The sequence below is a fragment of the Sphingomonas sp. GW822-FHT03G08 genome (assembly GCF_058801135.1).
The window spans coordinates 305,091-321,322 of the sequence record NZ_JBXAMZ010000002.1 but is presented as its reverse complement, the minus strand read 5'-3'; the positions used below and the strand labels follow the sequence as shown (position 1 = coordinate 321,322).

The window sequence follows — 16,232 nt, the reverse complement described above, 5'->3', positions numbered from 1 at the left end:
AAGCGAGGATAGCCGGCTTGCGGCGTGTCCGCTTTCGCCGTCTACTGCGTCCGGAAGGGGATAGGCCAGCATGACCAGCAGATACGACGCGCTCATCATCGGCGGCGGCCATAACGGTCTGGTCTGCGCCTTCTACCTCGCCCGCGCCGGCCTCAAGGTCCGGGTGCTCGAGCGGCGCCACATCGTCGGCGGCGCGGCGGTGACCGAGGAATTCCACCCAGGCTTCCGCAATTCCACCGCCAGCTACACGGTCAGCCTGCTTCGCCCCAAGGTGATCGCGGACATGAAGCTCCACGCCCGGGGCTGGCGCGTGGTCGAGCGACAGATCTCCAACTTCCTGCCGCATGACGGCGGCTATCTGAAGCTGGGCGGCGGCTTTGAGCGCACCCGCGCCGAATTCGCCCGCTTTTCCGCGAAGGATGCCGAGGCCTTTCCGCGCTACGAGGAAGCGCTGGAGCGCGTCGCCGAAGTGCTGCGCGACATGGCGCTCAAGACTCCGCCCAATGCAGGCGGCGGCATCCGCGCCCTGCTCGCTGCCGCCGCGCAGGGCCGCAAGCTCGCCGGCATGTCGCTGGAGGCCCAGCGCGACACGATGGACCTGTTCGTCAAGTCGGCGCGCGACTTCCTCGATAGCTGGTTCGAGAACGACTATATCAAGGCTGCGTTCGGCTTCGACGCGGTGGTCGGCAACTATGCCAGCCCCGACACGCCGGGCAGCGCCTATGTGCTGCTCCACCACGTCTTCGGCGAAGTGAACGGCAAGAAGGGCGCCTGGGGCCATTCGGTCGGCGGCATGGGCGCGATCACCCGGCTGATGGCGGAGGCGTGCGCCGAGGCCGGGGTCGAGATCAGCGTGGAAGCGCCGGTCGCGAAGCTGCTGGTGGATGGGGGCAAGGTCGCCGGCGTCCGGCTGGAGAGCGGCGAAGAGATCGCGGCCGGGGTGGTCGCCGCGAATGTCGGCCCGGCCCTGCTCTATCGCCAGCTCGTCGACCGCGCCGACATGCCCGCCGACTTCGCTCGCCGCATCGACCACTACAAGGCCGGCTCGGGCACCTTCCGGATGAACGTCGCGCTCTCCGAGCTGCCCGACTTCACCGTGCTTCCCGGCACCGGGGAGCATCACACCGCCGGCATCATGATCTGCCCGACGCTCGATTACATGGACCGCGCCTATACCAGCGCGAAGGCCAACGGCATGTCCGAAGAACCCATCGTCGAGATGACGATCCCAAGCACGGTGGACGACAGCCTTGCGCCGCCGGGCTGCCATGTCGCGGCGCTGTTCTGCCAGCAATTCGCCCCCGGCCTCGACTGGGACGCGCGCCGGGAAGACGCCGCCGACCGGATCATCGACACGGTCACCGCGCATGCTCCGAACTTCAAGGCATCGGTGATCGCGCGCCAGCTCCACTCCCCGCTCGATCTCGAACGCAAGTTCGGCCTGATCGGCGGGGACATCATGCACGGGCACATGTCGCTCGATCAGCTCTGGGCCGCGCGGCCGGTGCTGGGGCATGGCGATTATCGCGGACCTATCAGCGGCCTCTACATGTGCGGCGCCGGCACCCATCCCGGCGGCGGCGTCACCGGCGCGCCGGGGCACAATGCCGCGCACGAAATCCTGCGCGATCGCAGCCTGCTAGGCCGGCTGTTCGGCTGATCCCCGCCGCAACGCGAGGAAATAGAGCGGCACCGCCGTCAGCATCAGTCCGATGCTGAGCAGCACCGCCTCCAGCCCGGATCCCCACAGCACCCACAGCGCGAAGCCGAGCCCCAGCACCGCCACCGGCCGCGCCACATCCAGCCGGATCGCCGCCAGGCAGCCCCCGACATAGAGCCACAGCGTCGCCGCGGTGGTCAGCCGCAGCATGAAGTCGAGCAGGCCACCCGTGGAGCGCGTGGCGTTGCTCAGCACCAGCAGCGAGGCCAGCGTGCTCGCCGCCAGCAGCACGCCCACCGGCACGTCGCGCTTGTTGGTCACGGCCACCCAGCGCGGCAGCAATCCCGCCCGGCTCATTCCCAGCGGCACTTCTCCCTGCAGCAGCACCCAGCCGTTCAGGCAGCCGATCGCCGCCACCGCCGCGAACCCCGCCACCGCATAGCCCGCGGCGGCACCGCCATAATGCGCGACGAACAGCGCTATCGGCGCCTGGGCTTCGGCCACCGCCGCCACCGGCATGGCGAAGATGATGCCCGAGCAGATGACAAGGTAGAGCAGTGCCGTCAGCGCCAGCCCGGCCAGGGTCGCACGCACCACGTTGCGCGCCGGATCGCGCACCCGTTCGGCGGCGACACTCGCCCCCTCGAAGCCGACCAGCGCGAAGAATGCCAGGGTAATTGCGGGCGTCAGCTGGCCCGCCGCGAAGGGCGCATGCGCCTCCGTGCCGAACTGCCTGCCGCCGGACAGCGCCAGCCCGGCAAGGATCGCCACGACGGCGATGAGGGGCAGCAGCTTGAGCGCGGTCGTCACCAGCTGGAAGTTTCCCGCCGCCCTGGCGCCCTGCAGGTTGAGCGCGGTGAGCAGCCAGATCAGCGCCACCGCCCAGAGCGCGCTCGACAGCGCGGTCGCGGTCATCGCCGGCCAGAATACGCCGAGATAGCGTATGGCGGTGAGCGCGATCACCGCATTGGCGCACCACACGCCCACCCAATAGGCCCAGCCGACGAGCACGCCAGGCAGCGGCCCCAGCGCGCGCGCGCAGATCGCCACCGCGCCGGGTTCCTCGGGCATCGCCCTGGCCAGCGCGGCGAGCACGGTAGCGAGCAATGCGGCGGCGGCGATCGCGCAGACCCAGGCCGCAACCCCGGTCCAGCCGAACGGCGCGAGCTGGGCGGGCAGCACGAAGATCCCCGATCCGATCATCCCGCCGACGACGAGCGCCGCCGCCGTCCAGAAGCCGAATGGTCGCTTGCCTTCGCCCATATGCCGTCCCCCTCAGATGCCGCCGTCGACTGCCTCCAGCCCCTTGGCGGCCAGCCCCGCGATCAGGTCTTCCGCACAGGCATCGAGCACCCCCTGCTCGGTCGCCCGCACCACGAAGTTCGCGCCGATCCTGCCGTCGCGGAAAAAGGGATAGCTGCCGATCGCCACGCCTTCGTGCGCGCGCTCGGTAGCGGCCAGCATGTCGGCGATCTCGCTTTCCGCCGCCCAGGATCCGATCGTCCGCGACAGCACCGGCCGGCCGCCTTCCAGTGTGCCGGTCAGCGCATCGAGCATACCCGCGGTGATATGCGGCACACCGGCCAGGATGAAGAGGTTTCCCACGCGGATGCCGGGCGCACCGGACATGCGATTGGGGATCAGCTCGGCGCCCTCGGGCACCCGCGCCATGCGCAGCCGCGCATCGGTGATGCCGCCGCGCGTCTCGTAATAGCGCTCCAGCACCGCGCGCGCCTCGGGATGGATCACCACGCCGACGCCCAGGGCTACGGCAATGGCATCGACAGTGATGTCGTCATGCGTCGGCCCGATGCCGCCGGTGGTGAAGCAATAATCGTAGCGCTCGCGGAGCGCGTTCACGGCCTCGACGATGCGTTCCTGCACGTCCGGCACCACCCGCACCTCAGCCAGGCGGATGCCCTGCACGTTCAGCCAGGTCGCGATCTGGGCAATGTTCTTGTCCTGCGTGCGGCCCGAGAGAATCTCGTCGCCGATCACCGCCAGCCCAGCCGTCCAGATGCGCTCTCCCATGGCACCGGCATAGCCGCATGCGGTGCCCGCGCCTAGCGTTTCTGCCTCTCGAAAAACCCGGCCGATCGGCCTATATGGCCTCGATGACCGAATATGTGACCGTTACTGCCGACATGCCGCAGGCCCGCGATGGCGCGATCAAGCTCCATGGCCCGGCGGGCTTCGAGGGCATGCGCCGCGCCGGCCGCCTCGGCGCCGAGATCCTCGATGCACTCGTCCCGCATGTCGTGCCCGGCGTCACCACCGCCGAGCTCGACGACATCGTCCGCCAGATGACGATCGCCGCCGGCGGCGTGCCCGCCACGCTCGGCTATCGCGGCTACACGCACAGCTGCTGCATCTCGAGCAACCATGTCGTCTGCCACGGCATCCCCAGCGAGAAGGCGCTCAAGGACGGCGACATCGTCAATATCGACGTGACGCCGATGCTGGACGGCTGGCACGGCGACACCAGCCGCATGTTCCTGGTCGGCGATGTCGGGATCAAGGCGCGCCGCCTGGTCGATGTGACCTATGAGTGCCTGATGCTCGGCCTCGAGCAGGCCAAGCCCGGCAATCATCTCGGCGACATCAGCCACGCGATCCAGCGCCATGCCGAGAAGCATCGCTACGGCGTCGTCCGCGATTTCTGCGGCCATGGCCTTGGCCAGGTCTTCCACGACGCGCCCGAGGTCGTCCATGTCGGCCGCCCCGGCACCGGCCCTGAGCTGCGCCCCGGCATGTTCTTCACGGTCGAGCCGATGATCAATATCGGCCGCGCCGACGTGAAGCTGCTCGACGACGGCTGGACGGCGGTCACCCGCGACCGTTCGCTCTCGGCCCAGTTCGAGCATTCGATCGGCATCACCGAAACCGGCTGCGAGATCTTCACGAAGAGCCCCAAGGGCCTCGACCACCCGCCCTATTGAAGCGCGGGGAATGAGGGGCGGTCCGCACCGCCCCTCCCCTCATCTCACGACTTGTAGGGCCGGCCCGACTGGATCAGCCTCTGGCGGTTGGTGTTGCCCGGCACCGCAATGTGCGTCGCCGGGTCATATTCCCGGCCCGCGGCGGGGCTGCCCTGCGGCACCCAGATCTCGACGATCGTGTTGGTGTAGCTCTGCGGCAGGTAGCGGATGAAATAGCCGTCCGGGTGCTTGCTCCAACGCCCGCTCGGCACGTCCTCGCTGCCCTCGCCCACGCCGGCCGCGCCGGCGAGCACCGCCACCCGCTCAAGATCGGCATAGCTGCCGCCCGAAGCCAGCATCCGCCGCAGGTCCGCCTCGGCGCGCAGCGCCTGGCGCACGCCGCTCGGCAGATTGTCGGCGATCGGCCCCTGGTTGAGCAGGTCGAGCGCGCTGCGGTTGAGCGAGGCGAGCTGGCGCGGAGTGAGCAGCTGTGCCGCCACCGCCTTGTGTTCGGTCGACAGATCCTCGAACTTCGCCCGCGCGATGATCGCCCAGAGCAAAGTCTGGATGATGTGCTGGTCTATCTCGGGATGGCTCACCGAATTGCGCACGATCGCCAGCACCACATCCTCGGCCGGTCCCTTGGGCGGCGCGTAAAGATAGCCGTCACCCCCGCCCGGACCGTGGGTGCCGGCCTTCAGGCAATAGCTCTGGTCGTGGAAGCTGTAATAGCCTGGCTGCAGCACGAACCCGCCAGCCGCCGTGCGCTGCAACTGCGAAAGCGGCTTCTTGGGTTCACGCGGCACGAAGCCGTCCCGGCTCGGATCGCCCCATTTCGCGTCCGGCAGGCTCGTCGTGATCGGCTCCTTCTGCAGGCTCGGCATGCTCACGCCGGCCTTCTTCACCAGCTTGCCGATGCTGCCGAACTGCGCCTGTGCCGGCGCCACGGAAAAGAGAAGTCCGGCCGCAACGGCCGCACCGAACATCATGCGGAGGTTCATGATCGGTTTTTCCTGCCCTGTTTCAAGGAAAGCGACCGCCCCTTTGGGGTCGCAGGACCGAATACCGGTTCGAACCGAAGCGGACCAGTCCTCACGCCCGCTTTTCTTTCGCAACTGCGGGGTAACCATCTAACCGCATGGAACGCGGACCAAATATTGTTTGACCTTTGCAACGACCCGCGCAACCAATTGGGGGCAATTCTTTGCACTGGGGGGAATCATGAATATCGTTATTGGGATGATGCTGCTCGTGTCCGGCACGCAGGATGCGCCGCAGAGCGCACCGCAGACCACGCCTGCGGTGGTTACCGCCACGCCGGGGGGCTCGGCACCGATCGTCGCACGCCCGATCGAAACCGCCATCGCCGGCTCCACGGCCACGCTGGCCCCGAACACCGAAGTCACCGTCAGCATGAATGCCGAGCTGAACTCGAAGAAGTTCAAGAAGGAAGGCCACAAGTTCGACCTGAGCGTCGCGAACAATGTGATGATCGGCGACTTTGTGGTGATCCCGAAGGGCACGCCGGCCTTTGGCATCGTCACCTATCGCACCGGCAAGGGTGCGTTCGGCAAGTCGGCCAAGATGGAGTTCGACATCACTCATATCGAGCTCAACGGCAATCGCATCCCGCTCAAGGGCCATTTCCGCCAGGAGGGCCAGGGCAATACCGGCGCCGCGGTCGGTGCGGCGGTGGCGGTCGGCGTGTTCGGCGCCTTCGTCACCGGCAAGAGCGCGATCGTCGAGCAGGGCCGCGAGTACAAGGTGTTCACCACCGAGCCGCTCAACGTCCAGATCCCGGGCGGCGGCCCCGCCACCCGCTGATCCTGCCTTTTCAGGTTACGAGACGCCCCTGGAAGCCCGTGCTTCCGGGGGCGTTTCAATGCGGCAGCCTGCCCCAGCCTTCGAGCTGCTCCTCGGCGCCGGCCGCGTCCAGGTCACCCGCCTCGCTGTGAATCCAGCAGCATTTGCGCGCTTCGGGGTCGAGCGCGAGCAGGCCCTGCGCCATGATGACCAGCGGCCCTCGGGCGACGATCACGTCGCCACCCGGCACATCGCTTCCCCGCCGATGCAACTCGGCGGGCAGGTTCATCGGCATTGTCTGCATTTGGGTCACACCCCGGTACGCTCAAGCAGCGTACAACCCGCGACCGGCCTTGCCGGTTCCCAAAAAGACCTGCCGGTCGCCCCGTTTCAGCCTCGCACCGAGCTGCTGCCCCCAAATCCGGCACCACGGGCCCCGCTGCTCAATTGATAGGCACTTGTTAAAGCTTTGCCCGGCGTGCATCCGAGGGAGCAAGCCGAGTCCCGCACTGGCACGAACCTTGCCAGACGCGCGGACAGGCAAGCCTCATGTGCCTCGGGGGAAACCGTGAAAAAGATCGAAGCGATCATCAAGCCGTTCAAGCTCGACGAAGTGAAGGAAGCGCTGCATGAAGTGGGCGTTTCCGGCATCACCGTCACCGAAGCCAAGGGCTTCGGCCGTCAGAAGGGCCATACCGAGCTCTATCGCGGCGCAGAATATGTCGTGGACTTCCTTCCCAAGGTGAAGCTCGAGGTCGTCGTGGAGGACTCGCTTGCCGATCGCGTGGTCGAGGCGGTTGCCGCCGCGGCGCAGACCGGCCGGATCGGCGACGGCAAGATCTTCGTGATCCCGGTGGAGACCGCGCTGCGCATCCGCACCGGCGAGCGCAACGAAAACGCGATTTGACGCGGCGCAACATAGCGTCGATGTAGCACCCCTCTGGGGCAAGATTCTTTCCCGATTCGTCGGGTCAACGAAAGAGAGCGAAAGGGTTCAACAATGGCGAATTCGGCCAGCGACGTTCTGAAGATGGTGAAGGACAACGAGATCGAGTGGATCGATCTTCGTTTCACCGATCCCAAGGGCAAGTGGCAGCACCTCACCATGGTCGCCAAGGTGATCGGCGAGGACGAGCTGACCGACGGCCTGATGTTCGACGGTTCGTCGATCGAGGGCTGGAAGGCGATCAACGAGTCGGACATGATCCTGAAGCCGGATCTGGACGCCGTCTGGATCGATCCGTTCTCGGCCACCCCGATGCTGATCCTGGTCTGCGACATCGTCGAGCCCTCGACCGGCGAGCTCTATGCCCGTGACCCGCGCTCGACCGCGAAGCGCTCCGAGGCCTATCTCAAGTCGCTCGGCATCGGCGACACCGTCTATGTCGGTCCGGAAGCCGAGTTCTTCATGTTCGACGACGTGCGCTTCGAGAACAGCTACTCGACCTCGTACTACGCGATCGACGACATCGAGCTGCCGGGCAATTCGGGCAAGGAATATGAGGCCGGCAACCTCGGCCACCGTCCGCGCGCCAAGGGCGGCTACTTCCCGGTCGCGCCGGTCGACTCGGCCGTCGACATCCGCGGCGAGATGGTCGCCACCATGCTCGAAATGGGCCTGCCCTGCGACAAGCACCACCACGAAGTCGCCGCGGCGCAGCATGAGCTCGGCCTGACCTATGGCACGCTCGTCCAGACTGCCGACCGCATGCAGATCTACAAGTATGTCGTGCACCAGGTCGCCAACGCCTATGGCAAGACCGCGACCTTCATGCCGAAGCCGATCAAGGAAGATAACGGCTCGGGCATGCACACCCATATCTCGATCTGGGAAAAGGGTGCCAACACCTTCGCGGGCAACGGCTATGCCGGCCTGTCGGACGCGTGCCTCTACTTCATCGGCGGCGTCATCAAGCACGCCAAGGCGCTCAACGCCTTCACCAATCCGTCGACCAACAGCTACAAGCGCCTGGTCCCGGGCTATGAAGCTCCCGTGTTGCTCGCCTATTCGTCGCGCAACCGCTCGGCTTCGTGCCGCATCCCGTACGGTGCGGGCACCAAGGCGAAGCGCGTCGAGTTCCGCTTCCCGGATGCGCTGGCCAATCCGTATCTCTGCTACGCGGCGCTGCTGATGGCCGGCCTCGACGGCATCCAGAACAAGATCCACCCGGGCGACCCGATGGACAAGAACCTGTACGACCTGCCGCCGGCAGAGCTCGAGCAGGTCCCGACCGTCTGCGGTTCGCTCCGCGAAGCGCTGGACAGCCTGGAAGCCGATCAGGACTTCCTGCTCAAGGGCGACGTGTTCACCAAGGACCAGATCGCGGCGTATATCGACATCAAGCGCGGCGAAGTCGCTCGCTGGGAGATGACCCCGTCGCCGGTCGAGTACGACATGTACTATTCGGCCTGATCCCTACGGACAGACCAGAAGCGAAGCGCCCGGGCCGGAAGGTCCGGGCGTTTTCGTATCCGCTCGCCGCCGATTGCACGGAATTGGCCAAATAACCGCTTCCCCCGGCAGCACGCCTGTGATGAATCGAGGCATCCTTGGGGGTGGGCATGATGGTTCCGGCAATCTTGAAGCGCACTGTCCTGCTATGGGCCTTCGTGCTCGCGGCCTGCACGGTCCAACTGGCACCCGCCTATGATCCGGCGCTGGTCCAGGGGCTGGACCAGACCAACACCCAGGCGCTGACGCTCTTCGCCGAGCTGGAAACCGGCTCGCCGGCCTCGGATTTCCCCACTTATGCGCCGCGCTATGCCGCGCTGATCGGCCAGTTCGAATCCCTCCGCCAGCAGGCGATGACCCGTCAGATCCCGCCTCTCGCGAGGCGGCTTTCCGGGCTCAAGCTCGTCGAGAAGCTCTGCAAGAGCGAAACCGATCCCACCGCCTGCGTGAACACTTCGCCGGCCAGCCTGGCGCAGATCCTGAGCACCTTCCGCCGGATGCGGGACACCCATAAGAGCGCCGGTCTCCAGCCCGATATCGTCGTCCTGTTCCGCGGCAACTATGATCCGGCGATCGCCCAGGCGCTCACCGTCGAAAACGCCTTGAAGCGCTAAGGGGGAAGCCATGAATAGTCAGGACATTCTGGGCAACATGGTCGCCGCGCTGAAGGGCGAACTGGGCCAGGGCTACTCGGTGATCAGCAATTTCGTGCAGAGTCAGGGCAATCTGCTTGCCAGGCAGGCCGAGAACATCGCCACCTCGCGCGCGACCGGATCGCTCAAGAACGACGACGAGCTCTTCGCGTTCTTCCTCCAGGGCCTTCAGCAGAATGCCGAGAACGCCGCGAAGTCGGTCGTCATGCTGTCGGCGCTGACGATCGAGCAGGCGTGGAACGCGATCGCCGGTGCGCTCTGGGGCGGTGTCCGCGCGATCCTGACCGGTGCCGGATTCCCCGCCAATCGCCTGCCGGAAACGCCGCCGATCAATCTCTGATCCACCGGCAGGCCGCAACGGCAACATGCATTTCCTGCAACCGCAAATCCGCGTGACGCTGCTTGGTTCGTCTTCGCAACGAGCGTAAATGGTGCCTGCGGCAATCGCCGCACCTCGCCGCGTGCAAGCGGCATCGAAGGCATTCGAAATGCTCCCGACATCGCTGGTAATTCTCGCCCCGATCGGGGTGATCGTGCTTGCGTTTGCGTTGAATTCTTTCGGCATCAACCAGGAATATGAGCGCGGCGTCGTCTTCCGCCTCGGCCGGCTCCACGAGACCAAGGGGCCGGGCTGGTTCTGGCGCATCCCGCTGGCCGACCGCATCGTGAAGGTCGACCTGCGCACCCTCACCTGGGCGCTCGACACGCAGGAGACCGTCACCCGCGACGGCGTCGCGGTGCGCGTCAACGCGGTGCTATGGTTCCGCGCCGCGCAGGCCGAACGCGTCGTCACCACCGTCGCCGACTGGCGCAGCGCCGTGATCCAGGCCGCCGAGACAGCGATGCGCGACGCGATCGGCCAGAGCGACCTCGACCGGATGCTCAAGGACCGCACCGCGATCAACCAGCGCCTGCTCGAGCTGCTCGCCCAGACCTGCGAGCGCTGGGGCGTCGCGATCGACGCGGTCGAGATCAAGGACCTCGACATCCCCTCCCAGATGCAGCGCGCGATCGCCAAGGAAGCCGAGGCGATCCGCGAGAAGCGCGCCCGCATCATCAAGGCCGAGGGGGAACAGGAAGCCGCCCGCACCCTCGCCGATGCCGCGAACGTCATCGCCGCCAGCCCGGGCGCGCTCGAGCTGCGCCGGCTGCAGACGCTCACCGAGATCGGCGTCGAGCATAATTCGACGATCGTCGCGATGTTCCCCACCGAACTGCTCGAGGCGGCGCGCAAGCTCGGCGCCGCCTGATCCGCCCGGCATGAAAAAAGGGGCGCCCGGTCTCCCGAGCGCCCCTCCCCCATGCGCCGCGCCTCAGAAGTCGTAGCGCAGCGAACCCGAGATCGTCCGCCCGTTGATCGCGCGGCCCGAGCCGATGCCGTTGGCCGGCACGGTGCTCTGCGAGATCTCGAAGAAGCCGATCTTGTCGAACAGGTTGTTCGCGTTGAGCATCAGCTGGACCCGCGGCAGCGGGCGCACCTGCAGGAACGCGTTGACCACGGTGAAGCCCGGCATCCGCAGCAGGTTGCTGTCCTGCGCATAGCTGCTGGTCAGGCCCACCACGTTCGCACCGACAGTGAAGTGCTTCGTCTCGAACTGCGGCGTCGCCTCGAAGGTCCAGGCCGGCTGGTGACGCGGTTCCTTGCCGGTCAGCGTCGAGTCGAGCTTGTCCTCGGTGATCTTCGCCTTGGTATAGGTCGCGCCCGCGGTGATGCTGAACGCACCCCGGCGGAAGCCGCCTTCCATCTCCAGGCCATAGGCCCGGTAGCTGCGGATGGTCTGGTTGGCCGAGCCGTTGAGCACATTGTGATCATCGGCATGCGCGAGGAAGGCGGTGGCGTTGAAATTGGCGCCGCCCTTGCGGAACTTGAAGCCGCCTTCCAGCTGGCGAACCGCGTCATATTTGTCGCTGTCATTCGCCACACTGCCATCGGTCGTGCTCACCACCGGGGTGAACAGGATCTTGTCGGCATTGGCGCGCCCGCCCTTGCTGTAGCGGGCGAACAGCGAGAAGGGCTCGGCGACGCGGTAGTTGATGCCGGCCGAATAGCTCAGATAGCCATAGTCATAGTTCACTGGCGCCGGCTGGCTCAGCGGCAGCCAGGCGACGCTGCGCTCGGGCACGCTCAGCGTACCGTCGCCATTGACGTCGTACGAGATCAGCCCGGTGCCCCGACCGCCCAGATCGGCGCCGTAGAGCGACCCGCGCACCTTGCCGATGTCGTAGCGCAGGCTGCCGCCGATCGCGACCTTGCCGACATGATAGTTCACCGAGCCATAGGGCGCGGTGACATCATACTTCACGTCGAAGATGCGGCGGAACTTGCTGCTGCGGCCCCGGCCATAGGCGTAGAAGCCGTCCTGGGTCTGGGCCACGCCGGCGGCGTTGAAGATGTTGACCATCGCAGTCTCGCCATTGCCGGCGACATCGACGTCGATCGCCGAGTGGAGCCACTCGGAATTGAGCGTCTGGATCGCCTTGTAGACGCCGGCCGTCATCGTCAGCTTGCCCTTGCCGACGCCCCAGACGCGGGTGGCACGCAGGTCGTTGGTGAAGTTGTCGAGCGAGCGGGCGCGGGTCTCGGCCATGTAATAGAGCGCGAGCAGGCCGTTGCCATTGGCGTTGGCCGGGACCAGCTGACCGGTCTTGGGGCCGGTGGCATAGCGCGCGGTCGCGCCGGCGCCGCCCTGCGATACGGCGAAGTTCGCCACCGTGTCCGCGCTATTGGCGAAGACGCGCAGGAAGTCGCCCGAGTTCTTCGAGAAGCGCGCCTTCTCGCTGATCGTCCAGCCGCCGAAGTCGAACTGGGCCTCGAGCCCGATCGACTTGGACTTGGGATGCATGCCGTCCTTCACCGGGAAGCGGTGCAGCTGGTTCTTGCCGTCCAGCGTCGTCACCGGGCTGATGTTCGGCGAGAGCACCGAGTCGCTGCGAATGTCGAAATTCGCCAAGTTGGCGATCACCGGATTGGCATCGGTGCCGGTCAGCTTGAAATAATAGGGCGCGAAGGTCGGCGAGCGATCGTCGAGATACTTCGCGTTCAGCCGGATATAGCCGTTGCTGAACTGGCGGGTGACGTTGAACTTGATCTGGCCGCCGCGATAGCCGGTGAAGCCGATCTCGCGCGGACCCTCGCCCCAGCGATAGAAGCCGCCGACATGGAAGCGGAGATTCTCGCTGAGCTTCGCGCCATAGTCCGCATCGATGCGGTTCTCGCCATAGTCGAGCCCGCGGGTGACCTGCACCGCGCCGCCCGGCTGATCGCCGGTCTTCGAGATCAGGTTGATCAGGCCGCCCGGCGAGTCCGAGGCGAAGGTCGAGGCCGAGCCGCCGCGGATCGATTCCACCGCCGCCAGGTTGAAGTCCGCGCGCAGGAACACGTCGCCGCCGAAGTTGAAGAAGTCGCCGAACTCGAGCGCCGGCAGGCCGTCTTCCTGCAGCTGCATGTACTTGGAGCCGCCAGCCGCAAGCGGCAGGCCGCGCACGGTGTAGTTGGCATTGCCCTCGCCGATCGCGGATTCGACGCGCAGGCCGGGCATGGTGCGCAGGATATCGCCAAGCGGACGCGGCCCGAGCTTCTCGATCTCGCTCGCCTTGAGCGCGCTGGTCGAGGTCGCGCTGTCGAGCCGGTCACGCCCCTTGGCGACACCGGTCGAGAACACATCCTGCGTCGCGGGCTTGGCCGGCTTGGCCGCGTCGGTTTCCTTCGGCGCGGTCTCGGTCTGCGCCAGCGCAGGCGTAGCAGCACAGCTCGCCGCGAAGGCAAGCAACAGGTAACGTAATTTCACTTCGGCCCCTTCCCCATTAAATGCGCAATTCTTGTAATTTTGACTTTATAGAACCGATCCGGGACGAAGCTTCGTTCGGGGACATTTTTCGGAAACATTTGCCGTACTGCGCGGTACGCCGGGAGCGATTGATCGGGCCGGTTCCGGTGTGATAGCCCGCTGCACCACCCGGAGGTTTCCCCGCATGCGTCTATCCCGTCTCGCCGCCGCCGCGCTGCTGCTCGGCACGTCCGCGCTCGCCATGCCTGCTCTTGCCCAGACCAGCCCCGCCAAGCCGAAATATGGCAGCTGGGGCGTCGACTATGCGACGATGGACAAGAGCGTGAAGCCGGGCGACGACTTCTTCCGCTTCGCCGAAGGCAGCTGGCTGCGGGACGCGCCGATCGCGCCGGACAAGTCGCGCGCCGGCTATAATTACGACCTGCCCGACGAAACCGAGGTCGAGGTCCGCACCCTGGTCGAGGGTGCCGGCGCGCACCCCGCCGATCCGGTGATGCGCCAGGTCAGCGACTTCTACGCCGCGTGGATGGACGAGGCCGGGATCGAGGCGCGCGGCACCGCTCCGCTCAAGTCCCATCTCGGGCGGATTACGGCGGTGAAGGACCGCAAGGCGCTCAACCTGCTGATGGCCGAGCCGGGCTATGCCGCACCGATCGGCATCGGCATCTCGGCCGACGAGAAGAACCCGACCCAGTACACCGTGATGGCCGGCCAGGCGCGGCTCGGCCTGCCGACCCGCGACTATTACCTGCTCCAGGGCGAGAAGTACGACACGATCCGCAAGGCCTATCGCGCCTATGTCGTGAAGATCCAGCAGCTCGCCGGCATCGCGGATGCCGAGGCAAAGGCGGACGCCATCCTGGCGCTCGAGACCCGGCTGGCGCAGGACCAGTGGACGCCCGAGGCGCGCCGCGACCCGCAGAAAACCTATAACCCGATGACCCGCGCCCAGCTGGCGAAGCTCGCCCCCGAGTTCGACTGGGACGCGACGCTTGCGCATATGGGTCTGGCGAAGATGCCGACCGTGGTGGTGCGCGAGACGACCGCCGTCACCGCCGCCGGCAAGCGCATGGCCGATGTGCCGCTCGCCACCTGGAAGGACTGGCTCGCCTATCGCTTCGTCAGCGATCACGCCCAGTATCTGCCAAAGGCGTTCGACGACGCCCGCTTCGATTTCTACAGCCGCACGCTCAACGACGTGAAGACCCAGTCCCCGCGCTGGAAGCGCGGCGTGCGGTTGCTTGACGGCAGCCTCGGCGAGGCGATCGGCAAGATCTACGCCGAGCGCCACTGGACCAGGGAAGCCGCCGCCCAGGCCAACGAGCTGGTCGAGGACCTGCGGGCCGCCTATGCCGACAAGATCAACGCCGCCAAATGGATGGACGAACCCACCCGCAAGGAAGCGCTCGCCAAGCTCGCCGCCTTCGATCCGCGCCTGGGCGGGCCGGTCAAATATATCGATTATTCGTCGATGCCGGTCAGCCGGACCGATCCGCTGGCCAACAACCTTGCCTCGGAGCGGTTCGACTGGAACCTCCAGCTGTCGCGCCTCGGCAAGCCGGTCGACCGCACGCTGTGGGACATGACGCCACAGACCGTGAACGCCTATTACGACCCGGTTCTCAACCAGGTGACCTTCCCGGCCGCGCAGCTCCAGCCGCCCTTCTTCGATCCGGCGGCGGACCCGGCGGTGAACTATGGCGAGACCGGCGCGACGATCGGCCATGAGATGGGCCACGGCTTCGACGACGAGGGCCGCCAATATGACGCGAGCGGCAGGCTGCGCGACTGGTGGACCAAGGAGTCGGCCGATCGCTACACCGCGCATGCCCAGGCGCTGGTCAAGCAGTTCGACAGCTACGAGCCGATCCCCGGCGTCCATATCAAGGGCCAGCTGACCCTGGGCGAGAATCTCGGCGACCTGGGCGGGCTCGAGGCGGCGTACGCCGCCTATCGCCGCTATGTCTCGCGCCACGGCGAACCGGCGGTGATCGACGGCTATACCGGCGACCAGCGCTTCTTCCTCGCCTATGCGCAGAGCTGGCAGGGCAAGGCGCGCGAGGGCGCGCTGCGGGCGCAGCTGCTCTCCAACCCGCACAGCCCGGAGGAGTACCGGGTCAACGGCATCGTGCGGAACATGGACGAATGGTATGCCGCTTTCGGCGTGAAGCCCGGCGACAAGCTGTATTTGCCGCCCGAGGAACGGGTCCACGTCTGGTAAGCCAGCGGGACAAAAGGAAAAAGGGACGCCGGGATCCGATCCCTGCGCCCCTTTTCTTTGCTCCGACCATACATGCCGATGAAATAAAACATTCAAACCGAAATGGCGTCATTTTCATCAAATAGATGAACGGTGCGTCAATTATATAATCCAGCTTGCAAATCCACTTCCGTGGAATAGTTTCGGCACCGCAACTTGATGAATGACGCTTCGAGTCTTTCGAACGACGAGAACCCATTTGAAAGTTGCAGATATTTGGCTGCTGCCTTGCGGATCCACGGATCCGTCATCTGCCGCCAGAGGGGAGGATCGCGGTGACCGAGAAGAACCGGTTCGACAGTCAGATCGTCGATTCCATCGACATGCATGCGCGCCTTTCCCTCGCTGCCCGCCCCGCCTGATCGCCCGCTTACCCCGCCCCAGACCAGCCCAGGAAGGAAGCTCCGATGGCATTTCCCACGGCAATCAACAGCCAGATCACCGACAGCGTCACCCAGGCGAACACCAAGGTGCTGGGCGACGCCCCGGCGATCGCGATGGGCAATCTGTTCGTCGCCACCTCGCAGGCGCTGTCCAACGCCGCGCACAACGCCACCACCGCCCAGCAGCAGAGCTGGGTCACCGCCCAGGCGGCTACGACGATGAGCGTGACCACCCTCTATTCGCTCGACACCGCCGAAGGCGTCGAGCTGACGGATCTCCTCCACGCCCTTCGCCCGGCGGCCTGAACGCAGAAA

16 protein-coding genes are annotated in these 16,232 nt (G+C 66.2%); 10 read left to right on the top strand and 6 right to left on the bottom strand.

What is annotated here, in order from left to right; all coding sequences use genetic code 11:
- The first annotated feature begins 70 nt into the window (after nt 1–70).
- Nucleotides 71–1,660, top strand: a complete 1,590-nt coding sequence (locus tag AC1RJ5_RS18990) for a phytoene desaturase family protein (protein ID WP_493115087.1) — start codon at nt 71–73, stop codon at nt 1,658–1,660.
- On the opposite strand, the gene AC1RJ5_RS18985 is transcribed toward AC1RJ5_RS18990, so the two are convergent.
- Both AC1RJ5_RS18985 and AC1RJ5_RS18980 read right to left on the bottom strand, forming a co-directional pair.
- The gene (locus tag AC1RJ5_RS18985; protein WP_493115085.1) at nt 1,640–2,923 is read right to left on the bottom strand and encodes an APC family permease; all 1,284 of its coding nucleotides are present in this window, start codon (nt 2,921–2,923) and stop codon (nt 1,640–1,642) included. The two genes, AC1RJ5_RS18990 and AC1RJ5_RS18985, sit on opposite strands and share 21 nt — an antisense overlap.
- Nucleotides 2,924–2,935: 12 nt before the next feature.
- Nucleotides 2,936–3,691, bottom strand: a complete 756-nt coding sequence (locus AC1RJ5_RS18980) for a competence/damage-inducible protein A (protein ID WP_493115083.1) — start codon at nt 3,689–3,691, stop codon at nt 2,936–2,938.
- Nucleotides 3,692–3,774: 83 nt separating this feature from the next.
- On the opposite strand from AC1RJ5_RS18980, the gene map reads away from it, so the two are divergent.
- Complete coding sequence (map, locus tag AC1RJ5_RS18975; protein ID WP_269572599.1) at nt 3,775–4,599, top strand: type I methionyl aminopeptidase; 825 nt, start codon at nt 3,775–3,777, stop codon at nt 4,597–4,599.
- 44 nt (nt 4,600–4,643) lie between these two features.
- Here map and AC1RJ5_RS18970 read toward each other — a convergent pair whose 3' ends face one another.
- A complete protein-coding gene (locus tag AC1RJ5_RS18970; protein ID WP_493115081.1) occupies nt 4,644–5,579 on the bottom strand; it encodes a 6TM ABC transporter family protein in 936 nt (311 codons plus the stop codon).
- Nucleotides 5,580–5,799: 220 nt separating this feature from the next.
- Between AC1RJ5_RS18970 and AC1RJ5_RS18965 the strand changes: the two genes are divergently transcribed.
- The gene (locus tag AC1RJ5_RS18965; RefSeq protein ID WP_269572601.1) at nt 5,800–6,402 is read left to right on the top strand and encodes a hypothetical protein; all 603 of its coding nucleotides are present in this window, start codon (nt 5,800–5,802) and stop codon (nt 6,400–6,402) included.
- Nucleotides 6,403–6,457: 55 nt separating this feature from the next.
- Here the strand turns inward: AC1RJ5_RS18965 and AC1RJ5_RS18960 are convergent, their stop codons facing one another.
- Entirely contained in the window at nt 6,458–6,685 is a 228-nt protein-coding gene (locus AC1RJ5_RS18960; RefSeq protein WP_269572602.1) for a hypothetical protein, read from the bottom strand.
- A gap of 264 nt (nt 6,686–6,949) precedes the next feature.
- Here AC1RJ5_RS18960 and AC1RJ5_RS18955 point away from each other — a divergent pair, with 264 nt between their 5' ends.
- From AC1RJ5_RS18955 to AC1RJ5_RS18935, 5 genes are all read left to right on the top strand, one after another.
- Complete coding sequence (locus AC1RJ5_RS18955) at nt 6,950–7,288, top strand: P-II family nitrogen regulator (RefSeq protein ID WP_086131131.1); 339 nt, start codon at nt 6,950–6,952, stop codon at nt 7,286–7,288.
- A 93-nt stretch (nt 7,289–7,381) separates the two neighbouring features.
- Nucleotides 7,382–8,794: a type I glutamate--ammonia ligase gene (glnA, locus tag AC1RJ5_RS18950; RefSeq protein ID WP_269572603.1), complete on the top strand. Its 1,413-nt coding sequence runs from the start codon at nt 7,382–7,384 to the stop codon at nt 8,792–8,794.
- A 167-nt stretch (nt 8,795–8,961) separates the two neighbouring features.
- Nucleotides 8,962–9,447 (top strand): hypothetical protein, encoded by a 486-nt coding sequence (locus AC1RJ5_RS18945; RefSeq protein WP_493115078.1) that lies wholly within the window; start codon nt 8,962–8,964, stop codon nt 9,445–9,447.
- A gap of 10 nt (nt 9,448–9,457) precedes the next feature.
- Nucleotides 9,458–9,826 carry a hypothetical protein gene (locus tag AC1RJ5_RS18940; protein ID WP_342249288.1) on the top strand — a complete coding sequence of 123 codons (369 nt, stop codon included), beginning with the start codon at nt 9,458–9,460 and terminating at the stop codon, nt 9,824–9,826.
- A gap of 148 nt (nt 9,827–9,974) precedes the next feature.
- Nucleotides 9,975–10,736, top strand: a complete 762-nt coding sequence (locus AC1RJ5_RS18935) for an SPFH domain-containing protein (protein ID WP_184168901.1) — start codon at nt 9,975–9,977, stop codon at nt 10,734–10,736.
- A 63-nt stretch (nt 10,737–10,799) separates the two neighbouring features.
- Here the strand turns inward: AC1RJ5_RS18935 and AC1RJ5_RS18930 are convergent, their stop codons facing one another.
- A complete protein-coding gene (locus tag AC1RJ5_RS18930) occupies nt 10,800–13,274 on the bottom strand; it encodes a TonB-dependent receptor domain-containing protein (protein WP_493115075.1) in 2,475 nt (824 codons plus the stop codon).
- Nucleotides 13,275–13,458: 184 nt separating this feature from the next.
- Between AC1RJ5_RS18930 and AC1RJ5_RS18925 the strand changes: the two genes are divergently transcribed.
- Nucleotides 13,459–15,495, top strand: a complete 2,037-nt coding sequence (locus AC1RJ5_RS18925; RefSeq protein WP_493115073.1) for a M13 family metallopeptidase — start codon at nt 13,459–13,461, stop codon at nt 15,493–15,495.
- A gap of 137 nt (nt 15,496–15,632) precedes the next feature.
- Here the strand turns inward: AC1RJ5_RS18925 and AC1RJ5_RS18920 are convergent, their stop codons facing one another.
- Nucleotides 15,633–15,863 carry a hypothetical protein gene (locus tag AC1RJ5_RS18920; RefSeq protein ID WP_269572608.1) on the bottom strand — a complete coding sequence of 77 codons (231 nt, stop codon included), beginning with the start codon at nt 15,861–15,863 and terminating at the stop codon, nt 15,633–15,635.
- 78 nt (nt 15,864–15,941) lie between these two features.
- Here AC1RJ5_RS18920 and AC1RJ5_RS18915 point away from each other — a divergent pair, with 78 nt between their 5' ends.
- Nucleotides 15,942–16,223, top strand: coding sequence for a RebB family R body protein (locus AC1RJ5_RS18915; protein ID WP_184168905.1), 282 nt, complete (start codon nt 15,942–15,944; stop codon nt 16,221–16,223).
- Nucleotides 16,224–16,232: the final 9 nt, after the last annotated feature.

What these genes read in the sequence shown, in the direction of transcription:
- AC1RJ5_RS18990 (WP_493115087.1), top strand. Translation starts at nt 71, where the DNA reads ATGACCAGCAGATACGACGCGCTCATCATCGGCGGCGGCCATAACGGT.
- AC1RJ5_RS18985 (WP_493115085.1), bottom strand. Translation starts at nt 2,923, where the DNA reads ATGGGCGAAGGCAAGCGACCATTCGGCTTCTGGACGGCGGCGGCGCTC.
- AC1RJ5_RS18980 (WP_493115083.1), bottom strand. Translation starts at nt 3,691, where the DNA reads ATGGGAGAGCGCATCTGGACGGCTGGGCTGGCGGTGATCGGCGACGAG.
- map (WP_269572599.1), top strand. Translation starts at nt 3,775, where the DNA reads ATGACCGAATATGTGACCGTTACTGCCGACATGCCGCAGGCCCGCGAT.
- AC1RJ5_RS18970 (WP_493115081.1), bottom strand. Translation starts at nt 5,579, where the DNA reads ATGAACCTCCGCATGATGTTCGGTGCGGCCGTTGCGGCCGGACTTCTC.
- AC1RJ5_RS18965 (WP_269572601.1), top strand. Translation starts at nt 5,800, where the DNA reads ATGAATATCGTTATTGGGATGATGCTGCTCGTGTCCGGCACGCAGGAT.
- AC1RJ5_RS18960 (WP_269572602.1), bottom strand. Translation starts at nt 6,685, where the DNA reads ATGCAGACAATGCCGATGAACCTGCCCGCCGAGTTGCATCGGCGGGGA.
- glnA (WP_269572603.1), top strand. Translation starts at nt 7,382, where the DNA reads ATGGCGAATTCGGCCAGCGACGTTCTGAAGATGGTGAAGGACAACGAG.
- AC1RJ5_RS18940 (WP_342249288.1), top strand. Translation starts at nt 9,458, where the DNA reads ATGAATAGTCAGGACATTCTGGGCAACATGGTCGCCGCGCTGAAGGGC.
- AC1RJ5_RS18935 (WP_184168901.1), top strand. Translation starts at nt 9,975, where the DNA reads ATGCTCCCGACATCGCTGGTAATTCTCGCCCCGATCGGGGTGATCGTG.
- AC1RJ5_RS18925 (WP_493115073.1), top strand. Translation starts at nt 13,459, where the DNA reads ATGCGTCTATCCCGTCTCGCCGCCGCCGCGCTGCTGCTCGGCACGTCC.
- AC1RJ5_RS18920 (WP_269572608.1), bottom strand. Translation starts at nt 15,863, where the DNA reads ATGCATGTCGATGGAATCGACGATCTGACTGTCGAACCGGTTCTTCTC.
- AC1RJ5_RS18915 (WP_184168905.1), top strand. Translation starts at nt 15,942, where the DNA reads ATGGCATTTCCCACGGCAATCAACAGCCAGATCACCGACAGCGTCACC.